General features: G+C 65.1%; 24 protein-coding genes and 2 pseudogenes. 13 read left to right on the top strand and 13 right to left on the bottom strand.

Going from position 1 to position 26820, the window contains the following annotated elements; genetic code table 11:
- Positions 1-4 precede the first annotated feature (4 nt).
- Positions 5-988 carry an NAD(P)H-dependent flavin oxidoreductase gene (locus SBA_RS11035; protein WP_261934457.1) on the top strand — a complete coding sequence of 328 codons (984 nt, stop codon included), beginning with the start codon at positions 5-7 and terminating at the stop codon, positions 986-988.
- A 4-nt stretch (positions 989-992) separates the two neighbouring features.
- Here the strand turns inward: SBA_RS11035 and SBA_RS11040 are convergent, their stop codons facing one another.
- From SBA_RS11040 to SBA_RS11075, 7 genes and pseudogenes are all read right to left on the bottom strand, one after another.
- Complete coding sequence (locus SBA_RS11040; RefSeq protein ID WP_261934458.1) at positions 993-1970, bottom strand: NADPH:quinone oxidoreductase family protein; 978 nt, start codon at positions 1968-1970, stop codon at positions 993-995.
- Positions 1967-3315, bottom strand: a pseudogene (locus SBA_RS25290) (CaiB/BaiF CoA transferase family protein). Before SBA_RS25290 ends, SBA_RS11040 begins: the two are co-directional and overlap by 4 nt.
- Positions 3198-3989 carry an enoyl-CoA hydratase/isomerase family protein gene (locus SBA_RS11055; RefSeq protein ID WP_224545962.1) on the bottom strand — a complete coding sequence of 264 codons (792 nt, stop codon included), beginning with the start codon at positions 3987-3989 and terminating at the stop codon, positions 3198-3200. Before SBA_RS11055 ends, SBA_RS25290 begins: the two are co-directional and overlap by 118 nt.
- A gap of 13 nt (positions 3990-4002) precedes the next feature.
- The gene (locus tag SBA_RS11060; RefSeq protein ID WP_261934461.1) at positions 4003-4653 is read right to left on the bottom strand and encodes a 3-oxoacid CoA-transferase subunit B; all 651 of its coding nucleotides are present in this window, start codon (positions 4651-4653) and stop codon (positions 4003-4005) included.
- 14 nt (positions 4654-4667) lie between these two features.
- The gene (locus SBA_RS11065) at positions 4668-5354 is read right to left on the bottom strand and encodes a 3-oxoacid CoA-transferase subunit A (protein ID WP_224545966.1); all 687 of its coding nucleotides are present in this window, start codon (positions 5352-5354) and stop codon (positions 4668-4670) included.
- A gap of 745 nt (positions 5355-6099) precedes the next feature.
- Positions 6100-7518, bottom strand: coding sequence for a sensor histidine kinase (locus SBA_RS11070; RefSeq protein WP_261934462.1), 1419 nt, complete (start codon positions 7516-7518; stop codon positions 6100-6102).
- Positions 7508-8161, bottom strand: a complete 654-nt coding sequence (locus tag SBA_RS11075) for a response regulator (RefSeq protein ID WP_224546272.1) — start codon at positions 8159-8161, stop codon at positions 7508-7510. Before SBA_RS11075 ends, SBA_RS11070 begins: the two co-directional genes overlap by 11 nt.
- Before the next feature lie 109 nt (positions 8162-8270).
- On the opposite strand from SBA_RS11075, the gene SBA_RS11080 reads away from it, so the two are divergent.
- From SBA_RS11080 to SBA_RS11125, 10 genes and pseudogenes are all read left to right on the top strand, one after another.
- A complete protein-coding gene (locus SBA_RS11080) occupies positions 8271-9359 on the top strand; it encodes an ABC transporter substrate-binding protein (RefSeq protein WP_261934463.1) in 1089 nt (362 codons plus the stop codon).
- Positions 9356-10849: an OprO/OprP family phosphate-selective porin gene (locus SBA_RS11085; RefSeq protein ID WP_261934464.1), complete on the top strand. Its 1494-nt coding sequence runs from the start codon at positions 9356-9358 to the stop codon at positions 10847-10849. Before SBA_RS11080 ends, SBA_RS11085 begins: the two co-directional genes overlap by 4 nt.
- Before the next feature lie 34 nt (positions 10850-10883).
- Complete coding sequence (locus SBA_RS11090; RefSeq protein ID WP_261934465.1) at positions 10884-12185, top strand: CitMHS family transporter; 1302 nt, start codon at positions 10884-10886, stop codon at positions 12183-12185.
- Between the two features lie 388 nt (positions 12186-12573).
- Entirely contained in the window at positions 12574-13233 is a 660-nt protein-coding gene (locus tag SBA_RS11095) for a hydrolase (RefSeq protein ID WP_261934466.1), read from the top strand.
- Between the two features lie 67 nt (positions 13234-13300).
- Entirely contained in the window at positions 13301-14140 is an 840-nt protein-coding gene (locus tag SBA_RS11100; RefSeq protein WP_261934467.1) for an alpha/beta fold hydrolase, read from the top strand.
- A gap of 22 nt (positions 14141-14162) precedes the next feature.
- A pseudogene (locus SBA_RS11105) lies at positions 14163-14318 on the top strand (DUF1427 family protein); the annotation flags it as partial.
- Between the two features lie 41 nt (positions 14319-14359).
- The gene (locus SBA_RS11110) at positions 14360-16285 is read left to right on the top strand and encodes an amidohydrolase (RefSeq protein ID WP_261934468.1); all 1926 of its coding nucleotides are present in this window, start codon (positions 14360-14362) and stop codon (positions 16283-16285) included.
- A 27-nt stretch (positions 16286-16312) separates the two neighbouring features.
- Positions 16313-16735, top strand: coding sequence for a DoxX family protein (locus SBA_RS11115; RefSeq protein WP_224545983.1), 423 nt, complete (start codon positions 16313-16315; stop codon positions 16733-16735).
- Between the two features lie 240 nt (positions 16736-16975).
- Positions 16976-18094, top strand: a complete 1119-nt coding sequence (locus SBA_RS11120; RefSeq protein WP_390902329.1) for an alginate export family protein — start codon at positions 16976-16978, stop codon at positions 18092-18094.
- Between the two features lie 100 nt (positions 18095-18194).
- A complete protein-coding gene (locus SBA_RS11125; protein WP_261934469.1) occupies positions 18195-18896 on the top strand; it encodes a YoaK family protein in 702 nt (233 codons plus the stop codon).
- A gap of 51 nt (positions 18897-18947) precedes the next feature.
- Here the strand turns inward: SBA_RS11125 and SBA_RS11130 are convergent, their stop codons facing one another.
- The gene (locus SBA_RS11130; RefSeq protein ID WP_261934470.1) at positions 18948-19877 is read right to left on the bottom strand and encodes a LysR family transcriptional regulator; all 930 of its coding nucleotides are present in this window, start codon (positions 19875-19877) and stop codon (positions 18948-18950) included.
- A gap of 145 nt (positions 19878-20022) precedes the next feature.
- Here SBA_RS11130 and yaaA point away from each other — a divergent pair, with 145 nt between their 5' ends.
- Entirely contained in the window at positions 20023-20775 is a 753-nt protein-coding gene (yaaA, locus tag SBA_RS11135; protein WP_224545991.1) for a peroxide stress protein YaaA, read from the top strand.
- On the top strand, positions 20772-21482 hold the full coding sequence (locus SBA_RS11140) for an SDR family NAD(P)-dependent oxidoreductase (RefSeq protein WP_261934471.1): 711 nt from the start codon (positions 20772-20774) through the stop codon (positions 21480-21482). The genes yaaA and SBA_RS11140 overlap by 4 nt, the downstream gene beginning before the upstream one ends.
- Before the next feature lie 78 nt (positions 21483-21560).
- Here SBA_RS11140 and SBA_RS11145 read toward each other — a convergent pair whose 3' ends face one another.
- From SBA_RS11145 to SBA_RS11165, 5 genes are read right to left on the bottom strand one after another with little or no spacing between them, the layout of a single operon-like run.
- Positions 21561-22559: an NAD(P)H-dependent flavin oxidoreductase gene (locus SBA_RS11145; RefSeq protein WP_261934472.1), complete on the bottom strand. Its 999-nt coding sequence runs from the start codon at positions 22557-22559 to the stop codon at positions 21561-21563.
- Positions 22559-23719 carry an acetyl-CoA C-acetyltransferase gene (locus SBA_RS11150; protein ID WP_261934473.1) on the bottom strand — a complete coding sequence of 387 codons (1161 nt, stop codon included), beginning with the start codon at positions 23717-23719 and terminating at the stop codon, positions 22559-22561. The genes SBA_RS11145 and SBA_RS11150 overlap by 1 nt, the downstream gene beginning before the upstream one ends.
- A 1-nt stretch (position 23720) precedes the next feature.
- On the bottom strand, positions 23721-24512 hold the full coding sequence (locus SBA_RS11155; RefSeq protein WP_261934474.1) for an enoyl-CoA hydratase/isomerase family protein: 792 nt from the start codon (positions 24510-24512) through the stop codon (positions 23721-23723).
- Entirely contained in the window at positions 24509-25576 is a 1068-nt protein-coding gene (locus SBA_RS11160) for a phosphotransferase (protein WP_224546001.1), read from the bottom strand. Before SBA_RS11160 ends, SBA_RS11155 begins: the two co-directional genes overlap by 4 nt.
- A complete protein-coding gene (locus SBA_RS11165) occupies positions 25573-26763 on the bottom strand; it encodes an acyl-CoA dehydrogenase family protein (RefSeq protein WP_261934475.1) in 1191 nt (396 codons plus the stop codon). The genes SBA_RS11160 and SBA_RS11165 overlap by 4 nt, the downstream gene beginning before the upstream one ends.
- Positions 26764-26820 lie beyond the last annotated feature (57 nt).

Below are 26820 nucleotides of genomic sequence, written 5' to 3' on the forward strand. Positions count from 1 at the left end.
TAAGATGATTTTGCGCACCCGCGTTACCGATCTTCTGGGCATCCGCTACCCCATCGTGCAGGGCGGGATGCAGAATGTGGGCTATGCGCCACTGGCGGCGGCGGTTTCCAGCGCCGGCGGCCTGGGCATGATAACCGCTCTGACCTTTGCCGATCCGGGCGCGCTGGCGCAGGAGATTGCGCGGTGTCGGGCGCTGACAACGGCACCCTTCGGCGTCAACATCTCCGTCTTCCCGACCATGCGGCCACCCGACTATGGCGCCATAGTGGACGCGATCGCCGATGGCGGCGTGGAAGTCGTCGAAACCGCGGGCACGCCGGCCGTGCGTGCGGTGTGGGATATGCTCTTCGCGCGCGGTATCCGCGTCATCCATAAATGCACCTCTGTCCGCCACGCCCTGTCGTCGGAGCGCTATGGCGTCCATGCCGTGTCGATCGATGGCTTCGAATGTGCGGGACATCCGGGTGAGGACGACGTGCCGGGCCTGGTGCTGATTCCCGCCGCGGCCGATCGCCTGTCCGTGCCGGTACTGGCGAGCGGCGGCATCGCTGACGGCCGCGGGCTGGCGGCGGCGCTGGCGCTGGGCGCCGACGGAGTGACGATGGGCACGCGTTTTTGCGCGACGCGCGAAGCACCGATCCACGACAATGTGAAGCAAGCCTATGTCGACAAGGACGAACGGGAAACCGACATTCTCTTCCGCCCTTTCCGCAATTCCGCCCGCGTCGGCCGCAATGCGATCTCGACCGAAGTGTTGCGTCGCACGGCAGCGCCCGATGCGGTCTTCGCCGATGTGGCGGAACTGGTCAGCGGACTGCGCGGTAAGGCGCTGCTGCAATCGGGCGATATCGATAGCGGTATCTATTGGGCCAGCATGGCGCAGGGGCTGATCCACGACATACCCAGTTGCGCCGACCTGATCGAGCGCATGATAGCCGATGCGCGCGCGGTCATCACGGATCGGCTGGCGGGTATGATCTGCGGCTGACGGCTCAGTCGATCAGCACGACGCATTTGCCCAGATGCCTGCGCGCCAGAATCTCCTCATAACCCCGCCGGGCATCGGCAAAGGCGAAACATGTCCCGGCCTGTGGCTTTAGCCGGCCGTCCGCAGCCCAAGCCAGCATCTCGCGAAAGTCGTTCCATCCCTGCTCGCCCATGCGTTCCAGGGCGAGCCGCCCCTCGACCCCGATGACCGATATCATCTTCACCAGCAGCACGTTGGTCCGGGCCACAGCCGCACGGCCGGAGGTGAAGCCGATCACAACTATGCGGCCGCCGGTCGCGATGGCGCGCATCGACTGGTCGAACAGGTCGCCGCCGACGGGATCGAAGACCATGTCCGCACCCCGGCCGCCGGTAACCTCCAATATACGCTCGCGCAGCGGCGTGGCGACATGGTTGATCCGATGGTCGGCGGCGACCTGCACCAGCTTCGCATCGTCACTGCCGGTGGCGATCACTGTCGCGCCGATCGCGCGGCCGACGTCCAGCGCCGCCGACCCGGTCCCGCCCGTGGCGCCATGGACGACCAGCACTTCCCCGGCCTGCAGATTACCCCGACGGACCAGTGCATTGAAAGCGGTCCAGTGGTTCATGAGGAAGCCGGCGGCATCGGCGAACGCCAGATCGTCGGCGATGCCATGCACAAAGGCTTCGGGCAGGACGCAATATTCGGCGAGGCCGCCGCCGTCGAGCGAGACGGAGAAAGCGGCGACCCGCTGGCCGGGAGCCACCCGTGCGACGCCGGGGCCGCAGGCATCGACGACCCCCGCCATCTCGCTCGACGGGATATAGGGCAGGGGCGGCGTCTTCTGATAGCGGCCTTCCAGCACCATCGTTTCGCCGAAGGACAAGCCGGCGGCGTGGACGCGGATGCGCACTTCGCCCGGACCGGGCTCGGGGACCGGCACATCCGCTATCGCGATTTGGAAAGGCGCGGCGAAACGGTGGCAGACCCAGGCCTTCATGCGTCGCTTGCCAGCCGGATGCCGAACTCCGCCAATATTTCGTCATGATCGGCGTCCAGCATCGGCGCGTGGCGGTGCAGGTGCGCGGGCGTATCGGAAAAGCGGATGGGGTGGACGGGTTGGCGATAGCGGCCCGCTGCGGGATGGTCATGCTCCATCAGCGCGCCGATCGCCATGATTTGCGGGTCTGCGGCCAAGTCGTCCGGCCGATTGATGGGGGCGTAGACGGCGTCCACCGCCCGCAGGCGGGGTAGCCAATAGGCGGTGGGCCGACGCAACAGGCAGGCCCCGACGATCGCGTTCAACTCCGACGCATTGGCAAAGCGCTTGCTCAACACGTCAAAGCGCGGATCGCCCGGCAGGTCGGGACGGCCCAGTACCTGGCAGACGCCGGCAAATTCGTCGTCGGTCACGAACCCGACCAATATATGGCCGTCCGCGGTCGCAAAGCAGTAGCGCACGCCGGCCATCGATCCGCCGACAACGACATCGTCGCCGATCAGCGTGCTGCTGCTGCTCATCACCTCCGGCCAGATGAACGATAGGGCGACGTTCAACATGCTGACGCGGATATGCTGGCCCTGTCCCGTTCGCGCGCCAGCAGCGCGGCGGTGACGGCCTGCCAGACCACCAGTGCGGTGGCCTTGTCCACGATCGCGCTGCGGATCGTGGTCGGCGCGCCCGTCACATTGTCGGCCTGAACGGCGGCGATGCCGGCAATTCCCTGGACGACAATGTCGTAAACGCGGCGGTTCGCCTCCGGGCCGCTGTCGCCCAGGCCGTCGATCGAGACATAGATGATATCGGGACGTAGGCGCGCGGCGGCTTCATAGCCGATGCCGATGCGATCGGCGACGCCCGGCCGGAAGTTCTGTACCACGACGTCGCACTGTCCGGCAATGCGCAGCGCGGCATCGAGATGATCGGCGCGTTTGAGGTCGAGCGCGATCGAGCGCTTGTTGCGATTGGCGTTCAGGAACATCGCGCCCATATTGGGCACGCCGCTGCGCTGGTCGCCGCTGCTGCGCAATTGATCGCCCCTGATCGGCTCCACCTTGATGACGTCAGCGCCCTGGTCGCCCATCAGCATCGTCGCCATGGGTGCGGTCAGATTGGTGCCGAATTCCAGGATGCGATAGCCGGCCAGCGGGCCGAGGCGATGCGGCCCGGGCCGTCCTTCGGCAAGATCGTCCAGGCCCGACATGTGCGCTCCATCTCTTTGGCCCGTTACGGGCGTGACTGCTTCTTCTGCCGTTCCAGCGCTGCCAAGACGCCTGCCTCGCTTTCTGGATGTTCCACCAGTGCGGAGGACGCCTCCTGCGCCTCCAGATAGGCGTCCATCCATTCGGACCCTTCCCAGGTCAGCGACGCCAGCTTGCGGGCGCGCAGCGTCGGCATGCTCTTGCGCGCCATCTGGTTGGCCAGGTCGAGCGCGATGGGCAGCACCGCCGGGGAGGGGACGACATAGTTGAAGAAGCCGGTTGATTCGAGTTCCCGCGCCGTGAAGGTGCGGCCAGTGTAGATCATCTCGCGCACCTTGGCCTCGGGCATGCGCAAGCTTGCGAACAGGCCCGCGCTGCCGCCGACCAGCCCATAATCCACCTCCGGGCAAGCGAAGCGCGCATCTTCGGCGGCGACGCGCAGGTCGCACATACCTGCCAGCATCACGCCCACGCCTACCGTCGCGCCGCGGATCGCGGCGATCATCGGCCGGTCGATATGGTGGAAGCGTGGCAGTTGGGCATTGATGAACTGATAGCGTTCCTTGCGCTTTTCCGCTGTCATGCCCTTGAACTCATGCAAATCCGCACCGCCGCACCAGGCGCGCGCGTCGTCCGGCGCGGTGATGACGATGACGCGGACCGTCTGGTCCGCCGCGACATGGTCGGCGAAGCGGCCGATCTCCTCATAGACGGACAGGGACACCGCGTTGACCGGCGGGCGCGAGAAAGTGAGCAGTCCCACGCCATTGTCGCGCACATCGAGGGTGAAGGCGCCGAAGCTGTGCCTGACGGTCATATGGTTTTCCCTCTTACGCGATTTCCAGCGCCAGTTGCAGCTCCACGCCGGTCATGTCGCGCAGCTGGTCGATGGTCAGTCCCGGCACCATTTCGATGACATGGGCGCCCGCCGGACCCACGTCGAAGATGGCGACGTCGCTATAGACACGCGACACGCAGGACAGGCCGGTCAGCGGATAGCTGCATTGGGCGACGAGCTTGCTCTCGCCGCCCTTGGTCAGCAGATCCATCATTACGAACACCTGCTTGGCGCCGACGGCCAGATCCATCGCTCCGCCCACGGCCGGAATCGCGTCCGGCGCGCCGGTATGCCAGTTTGCGAGATCGCCCTTCACCGACACCTGAAAGGCGCCCAGCACGCAAATGTCGATATGCCCGCCACGCATCATCGAGAATGAATCGCCGTGGTGGAAGAAGGAGCCACCTGCCAGCAGCGTGACCGGCTGCTTGCCGGCATTGATCAGTTCCCAGTCGGTATCCTCTTCGGCCGGCGCCGGCCCCATGCCAAGCAGACCGTTTTCGCTTTGGAGGAAGATGTCGCGTTCCTGCGGCAGAAAATTCGCCACTCTGGTCGGCAGGCCGATGCCCAGATTGACGTAGGCGCCCTCCGGAATGTCGCGCGCGACCCGCGCGGCCATGTCTTCACGGTTCATCCGCTGCATGATGCTTGTCTCCTTCAGGCCGCAGCCGCGACGGATAGCGGTGCGACCTGCACCACTCGATTGACGAAGATGCCCGGCGTCACGACAATTTCGGGATCGAGCGCACCCAGTTCCACGATCTCTGTCACCTGCGCGATGGTGGTCTTGGCCGCCATCGCCATGATCGGGCCGAAATTGCGCGCCACCTTGCGATAGACGAGATTGCCCCAGCGATCGCCCGCGCGCGCCTTGATCAACGCGAAATCGGCATGGATGGGATATTCCAGCACATAGTTGCGCCCATCGATCTCGCGAGTTTCCTTGCCCTCGGCCAGCAGCGTCCCGTATCCGGTTGGCGTAAAGACGGCCCCCAGACCCGATCCCGCCGCCTGGATGCGTGCGGCCAGATTGCCCTGCGGCACCAGTTCCAGTTCGATCTCTCCGGCACGATAGCGCGCATCGAAATGATGCGAGGTCGCCTGGCGTGGGAAGGAACAAATGACCTTGCGCACCCGGTTGGCCTTGATGAGCGCGGCGATGCCCGTCTCGCCCGCGCCCGCATTATTGCTGATGATCGTCAGGTCGGTGGCGCCATGTGCGATCACCGCCTCCATCAATTCATGGGGTGCGCCCGCATCACCGAAGCCGCTGATCATGATGGATGCGCCATCATGGAGATCGGCGACCGCCTGTCCCAGCGACGGACTGATCTTGTCTATCATGCAAACCTCTCGCTCTCGTCTCATATCCGCTATATCCGATGATATTTCGAATATTGCAGAAATTAGGCATATATAGTCATGACGACATTGGTCGCGCTGCGCCATGCCGCCTGCCTGCACCAGTCATCCACTCCGCAGGACGGCGCCCATGCTATCAAGAGGCTTTTTATGCCTCGACCATGCTCCGCTTCCAGCGCGTATTCGAACGCCGCGGCGATTTTGGGCCGCTTTTGCCTCAGTGTGCCTGTCATGGATAAATTGGTCCTTACCGGACACGTCGCGTCGAGCGGAAAAGGTGACGTCTGCCGTGGGCAGGACAGCAATTGCGGTGGGGCCGTTCCGGTCATTCCCCGGCGCGCAAGCAATGATGCCTACAGCGTCGGGCATATGGCGCTTAGTCCCGGTGCAGTGGATGCGATGGCTGGAAGGTTGCATGTGGCAATAATCCGATTAAACGTCGGATATTAATAGAGGTGATAAGCGACGGAGGCAAGCGTCATTTCGCTGGGCTATATGGGCATGGTACGGTGAAATCGGCATGATCCCACAAGGGCGCGGCGATAATGTGGTTTAGGAGCCGGGATATGTGTCCACCCTCGATTCCGATATCCGTCGAATTTTGCCGAGCAGATGGCCATTTTGGGCATCGCTGCTGACGATCGCGATGGGCCAGGGGCAGTGCGTTCCGCACGAACTGAAGCGAGAAGTGCTCGGCCGCGCGGTCAAGGCCCCTGACGGGCCGTTGCTATGTGACAGGTAATGTCGACCGGCGATCGACAAATCGAAACCGTATGAGAATGACCGTTCCGGCCGCGCTATCGCCGATTTCGACCTGGGCGCCCATCCGCTGCGCGGCCGACCGGACGATGGCGAGGCCAAGGCCCGTACCGTCAGGCCCCTGCGCGCCGCCCAGTCGGACGAATCGCTCGAATATGGCCTCCCGCTTGTCCGGCGGAATGCCAGGGCCATCGTCGCTGACCGTCACCAGGGTTTCGGTCGGTCGCCTTAGCAAGGCGACGGATACGGTGCCGCCGGGCTGGTTGTAGCGGATGCCATTGTCGATGAGATTCGCGATGATCTCGAAGGCCAGGGTGCGGTGGCCGGAAATGACATAATCTTCCCCGTCATCCGCATCCAGGTTCAGCTCGACCCCGGCGGCGATGGCCGGATTGATCAGGCGGCCGATTACGGCTGCGCAGACTTCCTTGAGATCGACCGCCTCCAATGGGGCGGACACGCCGGCCTCCTCGGCACGGGCAAGCGCCAGCAACTGGGTCACCAGCCGTTCGAGCCGTGTCACGGCGTCACCGATCTCGTCGAGCGCTTCGCTCGATCCGCGCCGGGCCAGCGCAACCTGGACCTTGAGCACCGACAATGGCGTGCGCATCTGGTGCGAGGCGTCGGCGGTGAAACGCCGCACGCCGCCGGTCGCATTGTCGAGTTGCGCCAGCAACTGGTTGAATGCGCGCGCCAGCGGCTGCAACTCGCTGGGCAGCGGCCCGTTATCGAGCGGCGAAAAATCCGGTCGGCTGCTCAGTTCGCGGGATTCGACCGCGTCGCGCAGCCGGGCGAGCGGCCGCAGGCTCCACCCCAATGCCGGGCGCAGCAGCAGGGCCGCCACTCCCACCAGCGCCAATTCCGCGAGTAGCAGTGCGCCCAGCAGCCGGTTGGTGAGCGCCTTGCGGTTGTCGAGCGTCTCGGCGATCTGCACGATCACCGGCTTGTCTATGCGGGGCAGCATCCGCTTCACCTCGCCAATGCGGATGTCCTGGTCGCGATAACGGGCAAAACGGAAGCGGGGCTGATCGATCACCAATTGTGCGGGATCGGGCGCGGGCAGGTCGGCATAGCCGGTGAGCAATTCGCTGCCTACGGCGATGCGGTAATAGACATTGTCGCGTTCGCCATTCTCCAGCATTCCGAAAGCGGCGGGCGGCAGGTCCAGGGTCACTTCACTGCGCTCGACCTGTACCGTCTCGGCAATGGCGCCCAGCGCGCCGGCCAATACCCGGTCGTTGGTGCGGCGCACGACATCGGCGATCAGGGTCGCGCCACCGATGCCGATGATCGCCGCCACTGCCAGCAGCGGCCCCAGCACCGCCGCCAGCAGTCGGGTGCGCAGCGCGATGGCCCCGCCCGATGCGCTCCGCGGTTCAGCCGGCATCGAGCATATAGCCTACGCCCCGCACAGTACGGATGCCGGGGCCGTCGGGCGCCAGCTTGCCGCGCAGACGGGTGACATGCACCTCGATCGCGTTGCCGCCCACAGGCTCGTCGAACCCGAACACTTCGCCGATCAGCAATTCGCGCGGCACGACCTGGCCCGCGCGCGTTGCCAGCGCATCGAGCACCGCCAGTTCGCGGCGGCGCAGGTCCAGCGGACGCCCGGCAATGTCCGCCATGCCGGTGGAGCGGTTGATGGTCAGAGCGCCGACCGTGATCTGTGGCGTCGGATCGCCGCCGCGCCTTCGCCCCAGCGCCCGCACGCGCGCTTCCAGTTCCTCCGGCTCGAACGGCTTTCGCAGATAATCGTCCGCACCCAGGTCCAGCCCCCGGACCCGGTCGTCCAGCGCGTCGCGCGCGGTCAGCATCAATATGGGCGTTCGCGCCCCGCGTCGGCGCAGTTCCGCCAGGACGGTAAACCCGTCGATATCGGGCAGTCCGACGTCGAGGATCACCAGCGCATAGGGTTCGCTGCCGACGACGGACAGCGCATCCTCGCCGGTCGCGACATGATCGACGGCATGGCCGCCCGCGCGGAGCAAGGCCGAAATGCTGCGCGCCAGGGCCGCGTCGTCCTCGATGATCAAAATGCGGATAGGGCACCGTATGCTGAAAGGTTGATGACAGGTTCGCTTTCTATCCCACCCTTGCATCTTATCCGAACAGAGAGACGGAAAGCGAGGAGATGGGTCGATGCGACGGGTTATTCTGAAGATAGCGATGCTGGCAAGCCTGTCCATGCAAGCGGTCCCGGCAAGCGCGCAGCAGCGGCCGACCGGCTATCCGCGCTCCTACGACCAGTTGATCGCCGACGCCCGCGTCGAGCAGCAGGTCAGCATCTACGCCAATGCCGACCGGGCCGAAATGGCCCCGCTCATCCTCGCTTTCCAGCGCCGCTATCCCGGCGTCACCGTGCGTTATGCCGACCTGGGTTCGACCGAGATTGCGCGCCGCTTCGTCGCGGAAACGCGGGGGCGCAAGCCGTCGGCCGATCTTGTCTGGTCGTCCGCGATGGACCTGCAGGGCAAGCTCATCAACGACGGCTTCGCGCAGGCCTATGCCAGCCCCGAAAAGCCCGCTTTGCCGGCGTCGGCCGTGTGGAAGAATATGGGCTTTGGCGTGACCGCCGAGCCGATCGGCTATGTCTATAACAAAAAGGCGATCCCCGATGCGCGGGCGCCGCACACCCATGCCGCGCTCGAAGCGCTGCTTCGCCGCGACCGCCGCGCCCTGACCGGCAAGGTCACCACTTTCGATCCGGCGCGCTCCAATGTCGGCTATCTCTATCTGGCCGAGGATTTCGCGATCACGCGCGACACCCGATCGCTGGTAGAAGCGATGGCCGCGACCCGTCTGGTGCTGGCCACCACGACGGAGCCGATGCTGCGCGCGGTGGCCGAAGGGCGGCAGGCGATCGCCTATAACGTGATCGGCTCCTATGCGTTGGAGCGGGCGCGGCGCGATCCGCGGATCGGCGTAGTCTTCCCGCAGGACTATACGATCGTCACGTCGCGCATCGCCTTTATCGCGCGTGAGGCGCGACATCCCGCCGCGGCGAAGCTGTTCCTCGATTTCCTGCTGTCGCGCCAGGGGCAGTCGCTGCTCGCCCAGCACAGCCTGTGGCCGGTGCGGACCGACATCCGCGCCCGCCGCCTCCCCGCCGCGCAGGTCCGGCCGATCCGTGTCGGTCCCCAGCTTCTCGTCAATCTCGACCGCCTCAAGCGCCAGCGCTTCCTGCGCGATTGGAACGCGATCCTCACTTCCGGAGCCCAGAGCCAATGACGTCTTCCTTCCTGCGCGACGGTTGTGCCGCGCTGGCGCTGATCGCCGCCACCCCTGCGCTGGCCCAGGCGCCCAGCAATGCCGATCTGGCCGATCTGGTGCGCGCGCAGGCCGCGGAGATCGCCGCGTTGAAAGCCCGGCTCGACAAGCTGGAAGGGCAGAATGCCGCCATGGCCGCGGCCCAATCCGCACCAACGCCGGCTTCCGCGCCGCAAATGGCTCAACAGCAGGCCGCGTCGCCGCCCTTGACGGTCAGCCCCTTCGCGCCGCAGATCGTGCCGCCCGGCCCTGCCGACATCGACGTGGCGCAGGCGCGCGCCATCGCGGCGAACGAGGTTGGACTCAAGACCGAATGGGGCGCGGGCCTGCCGGTGTTCCGTTCGGCCGACGGTGTGTTCACTTACAAGCCGCGCGGCCGGATTCTGGTGGACGTCAGCTCGACCATGGGATCGAAATATAGCGGTCGTAACACCACCACCACCGGTATGCGCGCGCTGCGCCTGGGGCTGGAGGGCGGGGTCGGACCGCATTTCTTCTATCAGTTCGAAACCGACTTTTCCGAAAATGAGGTCGATATCGTCACCGCCTTCATGGGCTGGCGCAACAAAATCGGCAGCAAGGTCGATTACGACGTGCGCGTCGGCCATCTGTTCAACGACCGCGCGTTCGAGGGCAGCACCGGCTCCGACTCCACGCCCTTCCTGGAGCGGGGCACGGTGTCGACCGCGATCATCCCGCAGCGCGGCTTTTACGGCATCGGTATCATGGGGCGGATGTTCGGGCCGAACTGGCACGCGTCGGTCGCGGTCACCGGTGATCGCGTCGATGGGCAGCAGGCGACCAACGACAGCCGCACCGTATCGGCGCGCGCGCATTGGAACCCGATCAAGACCGACACGTCGCTGCTGCATGTCGGCGCATGGGGCTTCGACGAAGCCCTGTCTTCGGCCGCGACGACATTGACGCGCAGCACCGTGATCGGCGGGCGCTTCAACGGCGCGGTGCGCGTGAGCACAGGCGAACTGCTCGGCGGCCGGTCCACCACCGGCTATGGCGTCGAACTGGGCGGCTATACCGGCGGCCTGTGGGTGATGGGCGAGGCGGGCCAGCGGATCGCGCGGCTCGACGCGGGGCGGCCCGATTTCAAGAGCAAGGCGTGGAGCCTGTCGACCGGCCTGTTCCTCACCGGCGAACTGCCGCCCTACAACCCGCGCCTCGGCAGCTTCGGCCAGCCCAATGTGCTCGACCCCGTGCTAGACGGCGGAACGGGAGCGATCGAACTGACGGCGCGCTACGAAAATCTCGACTATACCGATCTCGTCCTGGGCGGGGAGGGCTGGGCCGCGACGGTCGGGGTCAACTGGTATCTCAACAGCTTCACCCGCTTCCAGCTCAACGGCATCCAGTGGCACAGCGACAATCGCGCCGGCGCCTATACCGGCAGCGACGATGGCCAGACCATCTCCGCCCGTGTCGGCGTGACCTTCTGATCCCCATTTCTTTAGTTCTTTCAAGGACGCAGCGATGAACCTCGCCCTGCTCGGCTTCCTGATGGTCGCCACATTCATGACGCTGATCATGACCAAGAAGATGACGCCGCTGGTCGCGCTCATCGTCATCCCGTCCGTCTTCGGCGTGATCGCCGGGCAGTCGGCGGGATTGGGCGACATGATGATCGAGGGGATCAAGAATCTGGCGCCGACCGGCGTCATGCTGCTGTTCGCCATCCTCTTCTTTTCGACCATGACCGATACGGGCCTGTTCGATCCGCTGGTCGGGCGGTTGATCCGGATCGTGCATGGCGATCCGCTGCTGATCCTGATCGGCAGCGTCGTGCTGTGCGCGCTCGTCAGCCTGGATGGCGATGGCTCCACCACCTACATCATCACCATCGCCGCGCTGCTGCCGCTCTACAAAAGATTCGGCATGAACCGGCTCTATCTGTGCTGCCTGCTGATGGTGACCAGCGGCGTGATGAACCTGACGCCCTGGGGCGGACCGACGGCGCGGGCCGCCAGCGCGCTCAAGCTGGACCCGGCGACGCTCTTCCTGCCGCTGATCCCCGGCATGATCGCGGGCCTCGCCTTCCTGATCGGACTGGCCGTCTGGTTCGGCCGCAAGGAACGCAGCCGCCTGGGCCATGTCAGCGTCCTGGAGACGACCGAAGCCGCCCATATGGCGGTGTCCCAATATCCCGAAGCGCGCCGCCCGCACTTGATCTGGTTCAACGGCGCGCTGGTCGTGGCGCTGCTCACGCTGCTGGTGTGGGGGCTGTTGCCGCTGTCGGTGCTGATGATGATCGCCTTCGCCATCGCCATGATCGTCAACTATCCCGGCGTCGCGCAACAGAAGGAGCGGATCGCCGCCCATGCCGGCAATGTCCTGTCCGTCGTCTCGTTGATCTTCGCCGCCGGCATCTTCACCGGCATTTTGGGTGGCACCGGCATGGTGGAGGCGATGAGCAAGGAAGTCGTCGGCGTCATCCCGCCGGCGCTCGGCCCCTATATGGCCCCGATCACCGCGCTGCTCAGCCTGCCCTTCACCTTCTTCATCTCCAACGATGCCTTTTACTTCGGCATGTTGCCGATCCTGGCCGAAGCCGGCGCCCATTATGGCGTGGAGCCGATGGCCATCGCGCGCGCGTCGCTGATGGGCCAGCCGGTCCACCTGCTCAGCCCGCTGGTGCCGTCCACCTATCTTCTCGTCAGCCTGGCGGGCATCGACCTGGCCGATCATCAGCGCTTTACCCTGCTGCCCGCGGTGGCGGTGTGCGTGGTCATGACGCTGGTGGGCATGATCGCGCTGGCCTTCCCCTTCATCGCCTGATTCCTGGCAGGCGCGCGCTATTCTGGCGGTTGTGCGCGCCTGTGCGCCGGGAAGGGCACGGACGCCACAAGTGGGCTAACAGCGCGCTATGACATGCGGGGGCAGGGCGTGGGGCGCTGCAAATGTTCCATAACCAGCGAAGCGCGCCCATTAACGCAGCAAATCCCCTCGGCATCAGCGCGTCGATCCGCTTTTATTCAGCATCATCCCCACGTCCGACCTTTGGCGAGATATCGCGCAGAAGGCGAGGGGATATCGGTAATTCATTCTATAAATTCGAACAGTGAAGATAAATTAATCCGACTGTTTCGGATGACATCCCTCGCATAAACCTCCTCTCAGCCCGAACGTAACGGGCGCCATGAGTTTTAAACAGGAGGTTTCCACCATGTCGATCACCGCCACGCCGACCCCCGCCAAGGCTCTTCTGAGCCCCACCAACCACGCGCTCGTCCTGATCGACTTTCAATCGCAGATGGCCTTCGCCACCAAGTCGATCGCGGCCGAGTTGCTGCGCAACAACGCCGCACTGATTTCGAACGCCGCCGCCGGCTTCGGCGTCCCCACCATCCTGACCACGGTGGCAGAAGAGAGCTTCTCCGGCCCGATGTTCGGCGAGATCACCGACGCCTTTGCCGGCCAGGCGCTGCTGGATCGCACCTCGATGAACAGCTGGGAAGACGCCGCCGTCATCGACGAAGTCAATCGCATCGCCAAGGACCGCGTCGTGTTCGCGGGCCTGTGGACCAGCGTCTGCATCGTCGGCCCCGTCCTCTCCGCTATCGAACAGGGGTTCGAAACCTATGTCATCACCGACGCCAGCGGCGATATTTCCGAAGAAGCACATGAGCGCGCCGTCGAACGCATGATCGCAGCCGGCGCCAAGCCGATCACTTCGCTCCAATATCTGCTCGAACTGCAGCGCGACTGGGCCCGCACCGAAACCTACGACATGACAACCGGCATCGCCCGCAAATGGGGCGGCGCCTATGGCCTGGGCATCACCTATGCCAAGACCATGTTCGGCGCGTCCGAAGGCAGCCATTGATCTGCCCTGGCCGGGCGCGCCCTTTTCGCTCGGCCACCATTTTTCTCCTGCGTGAAGGATTTTACCCATGAGCAATTTCGTCACCACCGCCGACGGCGTCGACATCTTCTACAAGGACTGGGGCAGCAAGGACGCTCAGCCGATCATGTTCCACCATGGCTGGCCACTGTCGTCGGACGACTGGGACGCGCAGATGCTGTTCTTCCTGTCCAAGGGCTATCGTGTCGTCGCCCATGATCGCCGCGGCCATGGCCGCTCCGCCCAGGTCGATGTCGGCCATGACATGGCCCATTATGCCGCCGACGCCGCTGCGGTCGTCGCCCATCTCGACTTGAACAACGCCATCCATATCGGTCATTCGACCGGCGGGGGCGAGGTCGCTGCCTATGTCGCGCGCCACGGCCTGACGCAGGGCCGTGTCGCCAAGGCCGTGCTGGTCAGCGCCGTGCCGCCGATCATGCTGAAGACCGATCGCTATCCCGGCGGCCTGCCCATGGACGTGTTCGACGGTCTGCGCGCGGGCCTCGCCGCCAACCGCGCCCAATTCTTCCGCGATGTCGCCGCCGGTCCCTTCTATGGCTTCAACCGCGAAGGCGCGGATGTGAAGCCGGCCGTCATCGACAACTGGTGGCGCCAGGGGATGATGGGCAGCGCGCTCGCCCATCATGCCGGGATCAAGGCCTTTTCCGAAACCGATCAGACCGATGACCTCAAGGCCATCGCCGTGCCGACGCTGGTGCTGCATGGCGACGACGACCAGGTCGTGCCGTATAAAAATGCGGGTGTGTTACAGGCCGAAATCCTGCCGAATGCCACGCTCAAAATCTACGAAGGCTATTCGCACGGCATGCTGACGGTGAATGCCGACATACTGAACGCCGACATCCTCGCCTTCATCCAGGCCTGATCGCGCAACAGGGAGAACGGACATGAAAGCCTATATCGTCTCGCTGGGCGCAGGCCTGATCGTCGGCATCGTCTACAGCCTGCTGGGCGTCCGTTCTCCCGCCCCGCCCGTCATCGCCCTGATCGGGCTGGCAGGGATATTGCTGGGCGAGGCGGTGATCCCCGCTGCCCGGCATTATCTCGCCCCTTCGACCCATAGCCGCCCATCGGAGCCGCACGCATGATGACCCGTCGCCAGGCCCTGGCCAGTGCCGCCACTACCGCTCTTCTCACCGCCACGGAAAGTTTCGCCATGACCCAGAAGGACATCATCCTCATCAACGCGAAGGTCACGACCCTGGACCGCGAACATCCGGTCGCTGAAGCGGTCGCCATCCGCAGCGGCAAGTTCCTGGCGGTCGGCGGCGAGCAGGAGGTGCGTGCCGCTGCGGCCCCGGACGCCACGGTAATCGATGCGCAGGGCCGCCGCCTGATCCCCGGCCTGATCGACAGCCACATCCACGTCATCCGGGGCGGCCTCAATTACAATATGGAACTGCGCTGGGAAGGCGTGCCCAGCTTGTCCGAAGCGATGGCGATGCTCAAGCGCCAGGCCGACAACACCCCGCCGCCCCAGTGGGTGCGCGTCGTCGGTGGCTTCACCGAACATCAGTTCGCCGAAAAGCGCCTGCCCACCATCGCGGAGATCAACGCGGCAGCCCCCGACACGCCGGTTTTCATCCTCCACCTCTACGACCGCGCGATCCTAAACGCCGCCGCGCTGCGCGCCGTGGGTTATACCAAGGATACGCCCAACCCGCCGGGCGGCGAGATCGTCCGCGATGCGCAGGGCAATCCGACCGGGCTGCTGCTGGCCCAGCCCAACGCGACGATCCTTTATGCGACGCTGGCCAAGGGGCCGAAGCTGCCGCCCGAATATCAGCTCAACAGCACGAAACATTTCATGCGCGAGCTGAATTCGCTGGGCGTCACCAGTGTCATCGACGCGGGCGGCGGTTCCCAAAATTATCCCGACGATTATGAGATCGTGGAGAAGCTGCACCGGGACGGCGAACTGAGCCTGCGCATCGCCTATAATCTCTTCACCCAGAAGCCCAGGGAAGAGCTGAAGGACTTCGCGAACTGGTCGACCCAGATAAAGCCGGGCGATGGCGATGACAGCTATCGCCACAATGGTGCAGGCGAGATGCTGGTCTATTCCGCCGCCGATTTCGAGGATTTTCGCGTGGCCCGGCCCGACATGGCGCCGGAGATGGAAGGCGATCTGGAACCCGTCATCCGCCTCCTCGCCGAACGCCGCTGGCCCTGGCGCCTGCACGCAACCTACGACCAGACGATCGGCCGCGCTCTCGACGTGTTCGAGAAGGTGAACAAGGATATCCCGCTTGAAGGGCTCAACTGGTTCTTCGACCATGCCGAAACGATCAGCGATCGCAATATAGACCGGATCGCGGCCCTGGGCGGCGGCATCGCCGTGCAGCACCGCATGGCGTTTCAGGGCGAATATTTCGTCGAGCGCTATGGCGCCAAGGCGGCCGAGGCGACCCCGCCGATCAAGAAGATGATGGCGGCGGGTATCCCCGTGGGCGCCGGCACCGACGCCACCCGCGTCGCCAGCTATAATCCCTGGGTGTCGCTCTCCTGGCTGGTCACGTCGAAGACGGTCGGCGGCCTCGCCCTCTATCCCGTCCGCAACCGGCTCGACCGCGAGACTGCGCTGCGCCTCTGGACCGAACGCAACACATGGTTCTCGAACGAGGTCGGCAAGAAGGGACAGATCAAGGCCGGACAACTCGCTGATCTTGCTTTGCTGTCGGACGATTATTTCAGCGTACCGGAAGACGAGATCGCCTTGCTCCGATCCGTCCTCACCGTGCTGGGCGGCAGGATCGTCTATGGCGAGGGCGATTTCGGCCCGCTGGCCCCGGTCGCACCCAAGGCGATGCCAGACTGGTCGCCGGTCGCAACCTTCGGCGGCCATTATCGCAAGGACGAGACGGCCCGGAAGCTGGCGTCGGCCTGCGGCTGCGCTTCCTCCTGCGGCGTCCATGGTCATGACCATGCTGCCGCGCTGGGCGCCTCCGTCCCTGCCGCCGACGTCCAGAGCTTCTGGGGTTCGCTCGGCTGCGGCTGCTGGGCGGTCTGATCCGCTTCATCCAACAGGATATATCTCATGTCTTTCACACCACGGCCCATCGCTGCCATCCTCGACGCGCGCGCAACCTGGTTCCTCGCCCGCCTGGCGCTGACCGGTCCTTATATCCTCGGCGGCCTGGTCAAGCTCAGTGACTGGCAGGGCGCCATTGCCGAACAGGCGCATTTCGGCCTCCAGCCCGCCGCCCTGTTCGCTGCGCTCACCATTGCGGTCGAACTGGTCGGACCGGCGCTGATCCTGATGGACGCGATGGCCTGGCTGGGCGCGGGGATGCTGGGCGCCTTCACCCTGCTGGCCGCCATCGTCGCCAATGGTTTCTGGACGATGGAGGGGCCAGCGCGCTTCATGGCGACCAACGCCTTCTTCGAACATCTGGGCCTGGTCGGCGGATTCGCCCTGATCGCCATCGTCTCGCGCCAGCGCGTGACGGTCCGTGCGTAGTCCGGCGCTGCTGGCTGCGCTGGTCGTCGCCGCGCCCGCCAGCGCCCAAACGGGCGAACCCTGGCAGCCGCCGACCCTCACCAATACGCGTTATCAGGAGGATTGGAGCCGGCTTGCCGATCCCGCCAACCATGACGGCCGCTGGACAGAACCGTTAAAATATGTGCCGCTGGGGTCCGACGCCTGGGTTTCGACCGGCATCGAATTGCGTGCACGCGTCGAGAGCTTCGATGACAATCTGTGGGGCGGAGCCGATGCGCCCGACGACGCCTATCTCTGGCTGCGCGCGCTGCCCTATGCAGCGCGCTGCCCTATGCCGACCTGCATATCGGCAATGTGCGGGCTTTCATCCAGCCGGTCGTCGCCTATGCGGTCGGCGTCGCGCCCGCCGCCGGTCCGGTCGACCGGACCGGCGTGGATATCCTGCAGGGCTTTGCGGAGGTCGATCTGGGCGCCGTCACCCTGCGCGCCGGTCGGCAGATGCTCTCGCTGGGAACCGAGCGGCTGGTCGGCACCCGTTATGGTCCCAATGTGCCGCTCGCCTTTGACGGCGTTCGCGCCGACATGACGCTTGGCAAGGCGCAACTCAGCCTGCTGGCGGTGCGGCCGGTACAGCCAGGCCCGGGCAGTTTCGACGACGCTACCTCGGACAGGAAGGCGCTCTGGGGCGCCTATGTCGCACTGCCGGAACTCGACCTCTATTATCTGGGCTATCGCAACCGCGCCGCCCGCTTCGGCGAGCTGGAAGGGCGCGAGGTCCGGCACAGTGTCGGCGTGCGGTCATATGGCACACGGGGCGCTTGGCGCTGGAATGTCGAAGGCGTCGCCCAGTTCGGCCATTATGCCGGGCAGCGCATCGCCGCCTGGACGATCGGCACCGAAATCGGCCGTCGCCTGCCCGCGCTGCCGCTGACGCCACAGATCATCATGCGCGCCAATGTCGTCAGCGGCGATCGCAAGGCGAATGGGACGCTTGGCACGTTCAACGCGCTTTTCCCCAAGGGCAAATATTTCGGCGAGCTCTCACCCATCGGCCCGACCAACATCATCAACCTGCATCCCGGCGTCGCCTTGACCCTGCGCGACGACCTGTCGCTGTCGATCGCGGGCATGGCCTATTGGCGCTATACCAAGGGCGACGGCATCTACGACATTCCAGGCAACCTGATCCGCGGGCCGGGCAACGCGACATCGCGATTTATCGGCACGCAGGTCGAAGCGGCGCTGAGCTGGCAGGCAACGCCCGAATGGGAATTGTCCACTTCGCTGTCGGCCTTTTCGCCGGGCGCCTTCCTTCGCCAAACCGGCCCGGCCGAGACGATCAAAATGTTTGGGCTGGAGAGCAATTTCCGCTTCTGATCCTTATTCCATTATTTCGAACAAAGCGGTCCATTTTATTCGGATGCCTCTGGCCGGGCCTGTCCCTTAAACCAGAGGCCTATCCACAGGGAGACCATCCATGACCGCCGCCAAAACCACCCCGTCACCGTTGCCATGGCTGCTTCTGTTGTTGTCCGTCACCACCGGTTTGGTCGATGCCATCAGCGTGCTGGGGCTGGGCAAGGTCTTCACCGCAAATATGACCGGCAATATCGTCTTCCTGGGCTTTGCCGCCGCCGGCACGCCCGGCTTTCGCGTCGCGCCCTATCTGGCCGCCATCGCTGCCTTCATGATCGGCGCGCTGGCTGCGGGACGGGTGGGCAAGGGCCATGCCGGACTGCCGCTGCGCCGATGGCTGCTCGTCGCCGCGCTGGTGGAAGCCGTGCTTCTCTGGATCGCCGCCGGCGTTGCGGTCGGCTTTGACTTCGCGATTCAGTCGCCGGATTATAAGATCTTCGCGATCATCGCGCTCACCGGCGTCGCCATGGGCTTTCGCAACGCGACGATCCGCCAACTGAAGGTGCCCGACCTCACCACTACCGTCCTGACCCTGACAGTGACCGGACTGGCCGCCGATTCCAGCCTGGCGGGCGGCAGCAACCCCAATTGGGGGCGACGCATCGGCAGTGTCGCCGCCATCTTCCTGGGCGCGGCGATCGGCGCGTTCCTCGTCACCCATGGCGGGCTGGTCGCACCGCTGCTTCTGGCCGGTATGCTGGTATTGGCCGGGACGCTGGCCTGCATGTTGCACCCCGCAGCCGGCGATATGGTGGCGGGCTGATCCTGCGGTGCCCGCTCGATCCGTCGATCGGGCGCGAACCCGTCACGCTGCTCAGACATCGCCCATCCCGTGCAGTTCCAGATCGTCCTTTCCGAGCGCCACGAACTGGTCGAGCAGCCAGGACGCGGCCGGGCCCGGCGGCGTGTCGCGTCGCCATACGCCGGCAAAGCGGTAGGTGCCGCCCAAATGATCGGGCATGGCGAGTCGCACCAGCGTCCCCGCGACCAGATCCGGCTCGATCATCGGCAGCGGCATATTGCCCCAGCCGATCCCTTCGCGCAGCAGCGCGTGCTTGGCGCCTAGGTCGGCGAGCCGCCAGGTCTTGGGGCTCATCACCGAATAATCCTGTCCCTCGGTGAAGCGCGAGCGGTCGGTCAGCACCAACTGGGTATAGTCCCGGCCCGCACCCGGCGGGATGCGTTCCATGCGGCCGAGCGGATGATCGGGCGCGGCGACCGGCACCATCGGCACGGACCCCGCCGCGATGCATTCGACCCCCTCGACCCCCGCAGCGAGCGGCCCGGAAATGCCGACCACCGCCGCGCGATCCAGCACCATCGCCGTGATCGCGCCCAGCGCCTCGACATGCAGGCGCAACTGTACCGTCGGAAATTCCGCGGCGAAGGCGCGCAATACCCGACCCAGCCGTTCGGATGGCACCATGACGTCGACCGCCAGGTCGACCTCTGCTTCCAGTCCGTCCAGCAGGCCCTTCACCTTGGCGCGCAGTCCGTCAATGCCGTGCGATATGCTGCGCGCTTCGGCCAGCAACGCACGGCCCGCCACGGTCAGTTGCGGCTTGCGCGTCCCCTCCCGCTCAAACAGCATCAGGCCCAATTGCGCCTCCAGATTGGCGACACCATAGCTGATGACCGAAACCGCCCGGTTGAGACTGCGCCCGGCGGCCGCGAAACTGCCCGTATCGACGATGGTCAGGAAGATGCGCAACTGGTCGAAGGTCGGTGTACCGGGCGTATGCACTATTCCATTTCCTCGAACGTTCAGCGAGTTTTTATTCCTGCAATCGGGACGACCGGCAAGCTTTAAAACTATCGCGAGCGATATCGGCCGATGTCCTTCTACAGGCGGTTTGACGCCCGCGTCGGACCGTTCTACCCGCGCAGCCATGATTGCGCTCCTGTCCCCCGCCAAGACGCTCGATTTCGAGCGCACGCTACCGCCGCTTGAGGCATCGACCCCGCATTTCGCGCAGGAGGCGCGCAGTCTCGCCAAATCGGCGGCGAACCTGACGCAGAAACGACTGTCGGAGTTGATGCATATTTCTCCGCGCCTCGCCAAGCTCAATGCCGACCGGTTTCGCGACTTTGCGGACCTGCCCGAACGGCCGGCGCTGTTCGCCTTTGCCGGCGACGTCTATACCGGCTTCGAGGTGGATACGCTGGATGCGGCCGGCGTCGCTTTCGCGCAGGACCATGTTCGCATGTTGTCGGGCCTCTACGGCCTGTTGCGGCCGCTCGACGCCATCCGGCCCTATCGGCTCGAAATGGGCACGCGCTGGGCGCCGCGCCGCAAAAGCCTGACCGACTGGTGGGATGACCGGATCGCGCAGTTCCTGCTGGCCCAGCTTGCCGAGGAAGGATCGGGCGTCTTACTCAACCTTGCCAGCCAGGAATATTTCGCGGCGGTCAAGGGCAGGCTGGGCAAGGTCCGGGTGATCGAGGTCGAATTTCGCGAACCCGGTCCGAACGGTCCGCGCTTCATAAGCTTCAATGCCAAGCGGGCGCGGGGCATGATGGCGCGCTGGTTGTGCGAGCATCATATCACGGACGTGGATGCGATGCGCGGGTTCGACAGCGACGGCTATCGCTTCGACGCTGAAGAGAGCGACGCGGATCGCTGGCGTTTCAGCCGGACATGACCCCAGGCAGCAAGGCGTCCGCCGTCATCATCGGCGCATCCGGCGGTATTGGCGGGGCATTGGAAGCGACGCTGATGGAGGAAGGCGCGTTTGCCGTCGTCCACGGTTTCGCGCGCTCCCGAAGCGACGCGCAGCATATCGATCTGCGGGATCAGTCCAGCATCGCCAAGGCCGCCGCGCATGTGGCCAGCGGCCCCGCGCCGACCCTGGTCATCGTCGCGACAGGTTTGCTGCATGAAGGCGACAGAGGCCCGGAAAAGGCGCTGCGGGATCTCGATCCGGACTGGCTCGCGCAAATCTATGCGATCAACGCGATCGGTCCCGCGCTGGTGGCGAAGCATTTCCTGCCGATCATGCCCAAAGCAGGCCGCACGGTGTTCGCGGCGCTGTCGGCGCGGGTGGGATCGATTAGCGACAATCGCCTGGGCGGGTGGCACGGCTATCGCGCGGCCAAGGCCGCGCTCAATATGCTGGTCCGCACCCTGGCGATCGAGGAACGCCGCCGCAACGATCGGGCGATCGTCGTGTCGTTGCATCCCGGCACGGTCGATACGCAATTGTCGCGCCCGTTCCAGGCCAATGTCCCGGCGGGGCGCCTGTTCGATGCGGAACGCGCGGCGTTGCAACTGCTGGACGTGATCGAGGGCTTGAAGGCGCCCGACAGTGGCAAGCTGTTCGATTTTCAGGGCGAGGAAATCGCGTTCTGACGGGCGCGCGCGGATGATGTCACCCCGTTCTGAATAGGCCCAAGCTGAGGCTTCAAAGCGGCCGAACAGGCTGCCGCCTCAGCCTCCTTCGACCAGAGCGGGCTGGAGGAAAGAGGCGAGGCGGCCGCTGATGATTGTTTCCGCCTCATCGACGATGCGCGCCAGCAGATCGGCGCAGGTGGGAATGTCGTGGATCAGCCCCTGAATTTGCCCAGCCCAGATCAGACCAGCCTCCAGATTTCCGGTTTCAAGCGCGTCGCGTCCCTTGGCGCCGGACACGAGCGCACGGATATCCTCGAAAACGGCATCGGCTTGCGCGCTGATCTCCACTACCTGGTCCGACACGCCGTTCCTGGCGACGCGGCCGGTATTGTGGAATTTGCGGAAGATCAGGTTGGTGTCGCGCTCGTCATTGTCGATGATGAACTGTTTTACGCGCTCATGGATAGGCGCCTCGACCGTGGCGCAGAAGCGGGTGCCCATGTTGATGCCCTCTGCCCCCAGCGCCAGCGCCGCCGCAAGGCCGCGCCCGTCGCCGATCCCGCCGCTCGCCAGCATCGGGATTGTCACCTTGTCGGCCGCAGCCGGGATCAGGATCAGGCCCGGTATATCGTCTTCGCCCGGATGGCCCGCACATTCGAAGCCGTCGATGGAAATGATGTCCACGCCCATGCGCTCCGCGGACAGGGCATGCCGGACGGCGGTGCATTTGTGCAGGACGGTGATGCCGTGCCCCTTGAAATCGTCGACATGCGCCTGCGGCTTGTGGCCCGCCGTCTCGACGATCGTGACGCCGCTGTCGATGATCGCCCTGCGATACTCGGCATAGGGCGGCGGCGTCACCGACGGCAATATGGTGAGGTTCACGCCGAACGGCCTGTCGGTCATCGCGCGGCAACGATCGATTTCCCGCCGCAGGTCGTCGGGCGTAGGCTGAGTCAGAGCGGTGAGGATGCCAAGACCACCGGCATTGGACACGGCCGCCGCCAGTTCGGCGCGGCCGACCCACATCATGCCGCCCTGGACGATCGGATGTTCGATGCCGAGCAGTTGCGTGATGCGCGTCTTCAACGCCATTACAGCGCCTCCACGATCGTCACATTGGCGATGCCGCCGCCTTCGCACACTGTCTGAAGCCCATAGCGCTTCCCGCGCGCGCGCAGCTCGTGGATCAAAGTCGCCATCAGCTTCGTGCCGGTCGCGCCCAGCGGATGGCCAAGCGCGATCGCGCCGCCATTGACGTTGAGCCTGGCCGGGTCGGCGTCTAGCGCCTGGAGCCAGGCAAGCGGCACCGGCGCAAAGGCTTCGTTCACTTCATACAGATCGATGTCGTCGATCGTCATGCCCGCCCGTTCCAGCGCCTTGCGCGTGGCGAATACCGGCTCTTCCAGCATGATGACCGGGTCACCGGCTGTTACCGTCATGTTCACGATCCGCGCCAGTGGCGTCAGATTATGCGCCTTGAGCGCCCGTTCGTTGACGACCAGCACGGCCGATGCGCCGTCGCAAATCTGGCTGGCATTGGCAGCCGACACCACGCCGCCTTCCTTGAGCAGCTTGACTGATCCGATGCCTTCCAGCGTCGCGTCGGCACGAACGCCCTCATCCTTCACATGGACGCCGCCCTCGACCGCCAGCGGCACGATCTGTCCGACGAAGCGATCGGCCTCGGTGGCGGCTGCGGCGCGCTGGTGGCTTTGCAGTGCATAGCGGTCCAGCGTCTCGCGATCGAAGCCATATTTGGCTGCGATCATTTCGGCGCCTTCGAACTGGCTGAAGCTCTCCACGCCAAAGCGCTGCTTGACGCGGTCGCTGAACGGGCCGACGCCCACGCCTTCGCGCTGATGATAGGCGGTGTTGGAGAACATCGGTACGCGCGTCATGCTTTCCGCGCCGGCCGCGATGACGACATCCTGTGTGCCGGACATGACTGCCTGCGCCGCGAATTGCAGCGCCTGCTGCGATGATCCGCACTGGCGATCGATGGTGACGGCGGGTACGCTCTGGGGCAGGCGGGACGCGAGCACGGCATTGCGGGCAAAGGCGAAGGCTTGCTCGCCCGCCTGCGTCACGCAACCCAGGATGACGTCCTCTATCGCGGCGGGATCGATGCCGCTGCGGTCGACCAGCGCGTTCAGCACCTCGCCGCCCATGTCGGCCGGATGCCAGCCGGCGAGCGCACCATTGCGGCGTCCACCCGCGGTTCGTACGGCGTCAACGATGAAAGCTTCGGTCATGTCATGCGTCTCCTGAGAAATCGGGTTTGCGCCGGCCAAGGAATGCCGCGACCCCTTCGCGACATTCGGCGCTGCCACCGGCTGCCGCGATGCTGCGCGTCTCGCGCTCCAACTGGCCTTCGAGCGGGCTGTGCGAGCTTTCCAGCAACAGCGCCCGCGCGCCGGCTATGGCGCCGGTCGGCCCATCGGCCAGCATCCGCGCCGTCTTCGCCATCTCCGGCGCCAGTTGGTCATCCGGTACGGTGCGCGTCACCAGGCCGATCGCGGCGGCTTCTTCGGCGCTGACCTTGCGATTGGTCAGGATGATTTCCTGCGCGCGGCGCAGTCCGACATGGCGCGGGAGCAGCCAGGACATGCCGCCATCGGGGGTCAGGCCGACGCTGCCATAGGCCGCGATGAAATGGGCCGAATGCGCCGCGATCACGACATCGCCCGATATGGCGAGGCTGAGGCCCGCGCCTGCTGCCGGGCCGTTCACCGCTACCAACAATGGCTTGTCCATTCGCAGCAACCGCGTCACCGCCATGTGCAGCGTGCCTGCCAGCCGGCCGAGAAAGGCCGGCACCTGATCGCCCGCCGCATCGAAGGCGGATATATCGCCGCCGCCGCAGAACAGCTTGCCATGGCCGGTGAGTACGACACAGCGGATAGCCGGATCATTATCGCAGCGGATAGCGGCGTCCAGCAGCGCATCGGCCAGCGGTTGATTAACGGTATTGCCGGCCGCCGGGCGGTTGAGTGTCAGCGTGGCGACGGCGCCATCCACGCTGACCAGAACGGGAAGCGCGCTCATCGGCATGTCTCCATCGACCGGCGCGCCAGGGCGGACAGGCGGGGCAGGGCCTTCGCGCGCTCGCGCGCATGGGCGGACGCCGCCGTGCCGCGGATCACGCGGCCCCTGATGCCGTGGAAGATCGCCGCCAGCCGGAAATAGTTGAAGGCGATGTAGAAATCCCAGTTGGGAATGCCGCTCCGGCCCGTTCGCGCGCAATAGGCCGCGACATAGTCCGCCTCGTCCGGAATATTCAGCGCGCCGATATCCACGCCGCCCAGTCCCGCCACGATATCGGGCGGCATCTGGTACATCATAGCATGATAGGCGAAGTCGGCCAGCGGATGGCCCAGCGTCGACAATTCCCAGTCCAGCACCGCCAGCACGCGTGGCTCGGTCGGATGGAAGATCATGTTGTCGCAACGGAAATCGCCATGGACGATGCTGCTTTCCTCGCCGGCCGGAATATTCTCTGGCAGCCAGGCGATCAGCGCATCCATGTCCGCGTCGCGCCCGGCATCCGCATCCTCCAGATATTGCCTGGTCCAGCGACCGATCTGCCGCGCGAAATAATTGCCCGGCTTGCCATAATCGGCCAGCCCGATCGCGGCATAATCGACCCCATGCAATTGCGCGATCGTCGCATTCATGGCGTCGAAATAGGCCGGTCGCTCCGCGTTGGAGACGGTCGGGAAGGTCGCGTCCCAGAAGATCCGGCCCTCGACCATGTCCATGATATAGAACCAGCTGCCGATGACGCTCTCGTCGGTGCAGAGGCCCAAGACATGCGCCACCGGGAAGCCGACGCCGCCCAAAGCGGTCAATATCCGCGCCTCGCGATCGACGGCGTGGGCGCCTCTCAGCGTATCGCCCGGTGGCTTGCGACGCAGCACATAGAAGCGGCCAGGCGTCACCAACTTATAGGTCGGGTTGGACTGCCCGCCCTTGAACTGTTCGACGCGCAGCGGCCCGGCATAGCCCTCGACATGCGCGGCCATCCAGCATGCGAGCGCATCCTCGTCGAACCGATAGGTGTCGCGCACGGCCGTCGTGCCGGCATTGGCGTCCTCTCCGACGCCGCTCATGGCTTGCCCTTTTCCGACTGGGCCGCTTTCCAGTCCCGCCTGATCTTTTTGGCCAGGCTCCATTTGTGGACTTCTGTCGGGCCGTCATAGATGCGGAAGGCGCGAATCTCGCGATAGACCTGTTCGACGATGGTGTCGCTGGTCACGCCGGAACCGCCCATTACCTGCACGCAGCGATCGGCTACGCGCATCAGGGCCTCGGACACCGCGACCTTGGTCATGGAGCTTTCCGCCGTGCCCAGCGATCCGCCATCCAGCACCTCCGCACACCAGTCGATCATCAACTCGCACTGCTTCAGGTCGATCATATTGTCCGCCAGCATGAAGCCGACGCCCTCATGGTCGATCAGCGTCTTGCCGAAGGCCATGCGCCGATTGGCGTAATCGGTTGCGATTTCGTGCGCGCGGATGCACGCGCCCAGCCAGCGCATACAATGCGACAGCCGCGCCGGGCTCAGGCGCACCTGCGCATATTGGAACCCCTCGCCCGGATTGCCCAGCATCTGGTCGGCCGGCACGCGCAGATTGTCGATGGTCAGGACGGCATGGCCACCCGGCATCGAACTGTCGATCGTATTGGGGACATGGTCGATGCGGATCGCCGGGTCGGGCAGGTCGACCAGGAACATGCACGCACCGTCTTGCGACTTGGCCATGACGATGCCGATCCCCGCGCCGTCGGCCCCGGTGATGAACGCCTTGCGCCCGTTGACGACCCAGTGATTGCCATCCTGATGGCAGGTCGTCTGCATCATCGACGGGTCCGATCCCGCCCCACCATCGGCCGCAGGTTCGGTCATGAAGAAGGCCGATCGGGTGCGGCCCTCGATCAACGGCTTGAGAAACCGTTCCTTGATCTCCGCACTGCCGACCTTGCCGAGCAGATAGATATTGCCTTCATCGGGCGCGGCTGTGTTGCACGCCAGCGGTCCCAGCGGCGACAACCCCGTCTTCGCCAGCACGATGGCGGTTTCCTGCTGGCTGAGATGGCTGCCATCCTCCAGGATATGCGGAGTCAGTACGCCCGCTGCCCGCGCCTTGTCCTTCAGTTCGATGACCAGTTCCTCGGTGGGGCAGTCATGATGGTCCCGACGCGGATCATGCTCATAGGGAACGACGACATCGCGGACAAAGGCTTCGACCTTTGCTGCGATCGCGGCGGTGCGCTGGGGACCGACGCCGCTCATGCCGATGCCGCGGCCTTCGCTCGCGCCGTTACGATCGCCGCCAAACCGCTGATATCC

Origin of the sequence: Sphingomonas bisphenolicum, from assembly GCF_024349785.1 — a bacterium.
GTDB lineage: Bacteria > Pseudomonadota > Alphaproteobacteria > Sphingomonadales > Sphingomonadaceae > Sphingobium > Sphingobium bisphenolicum.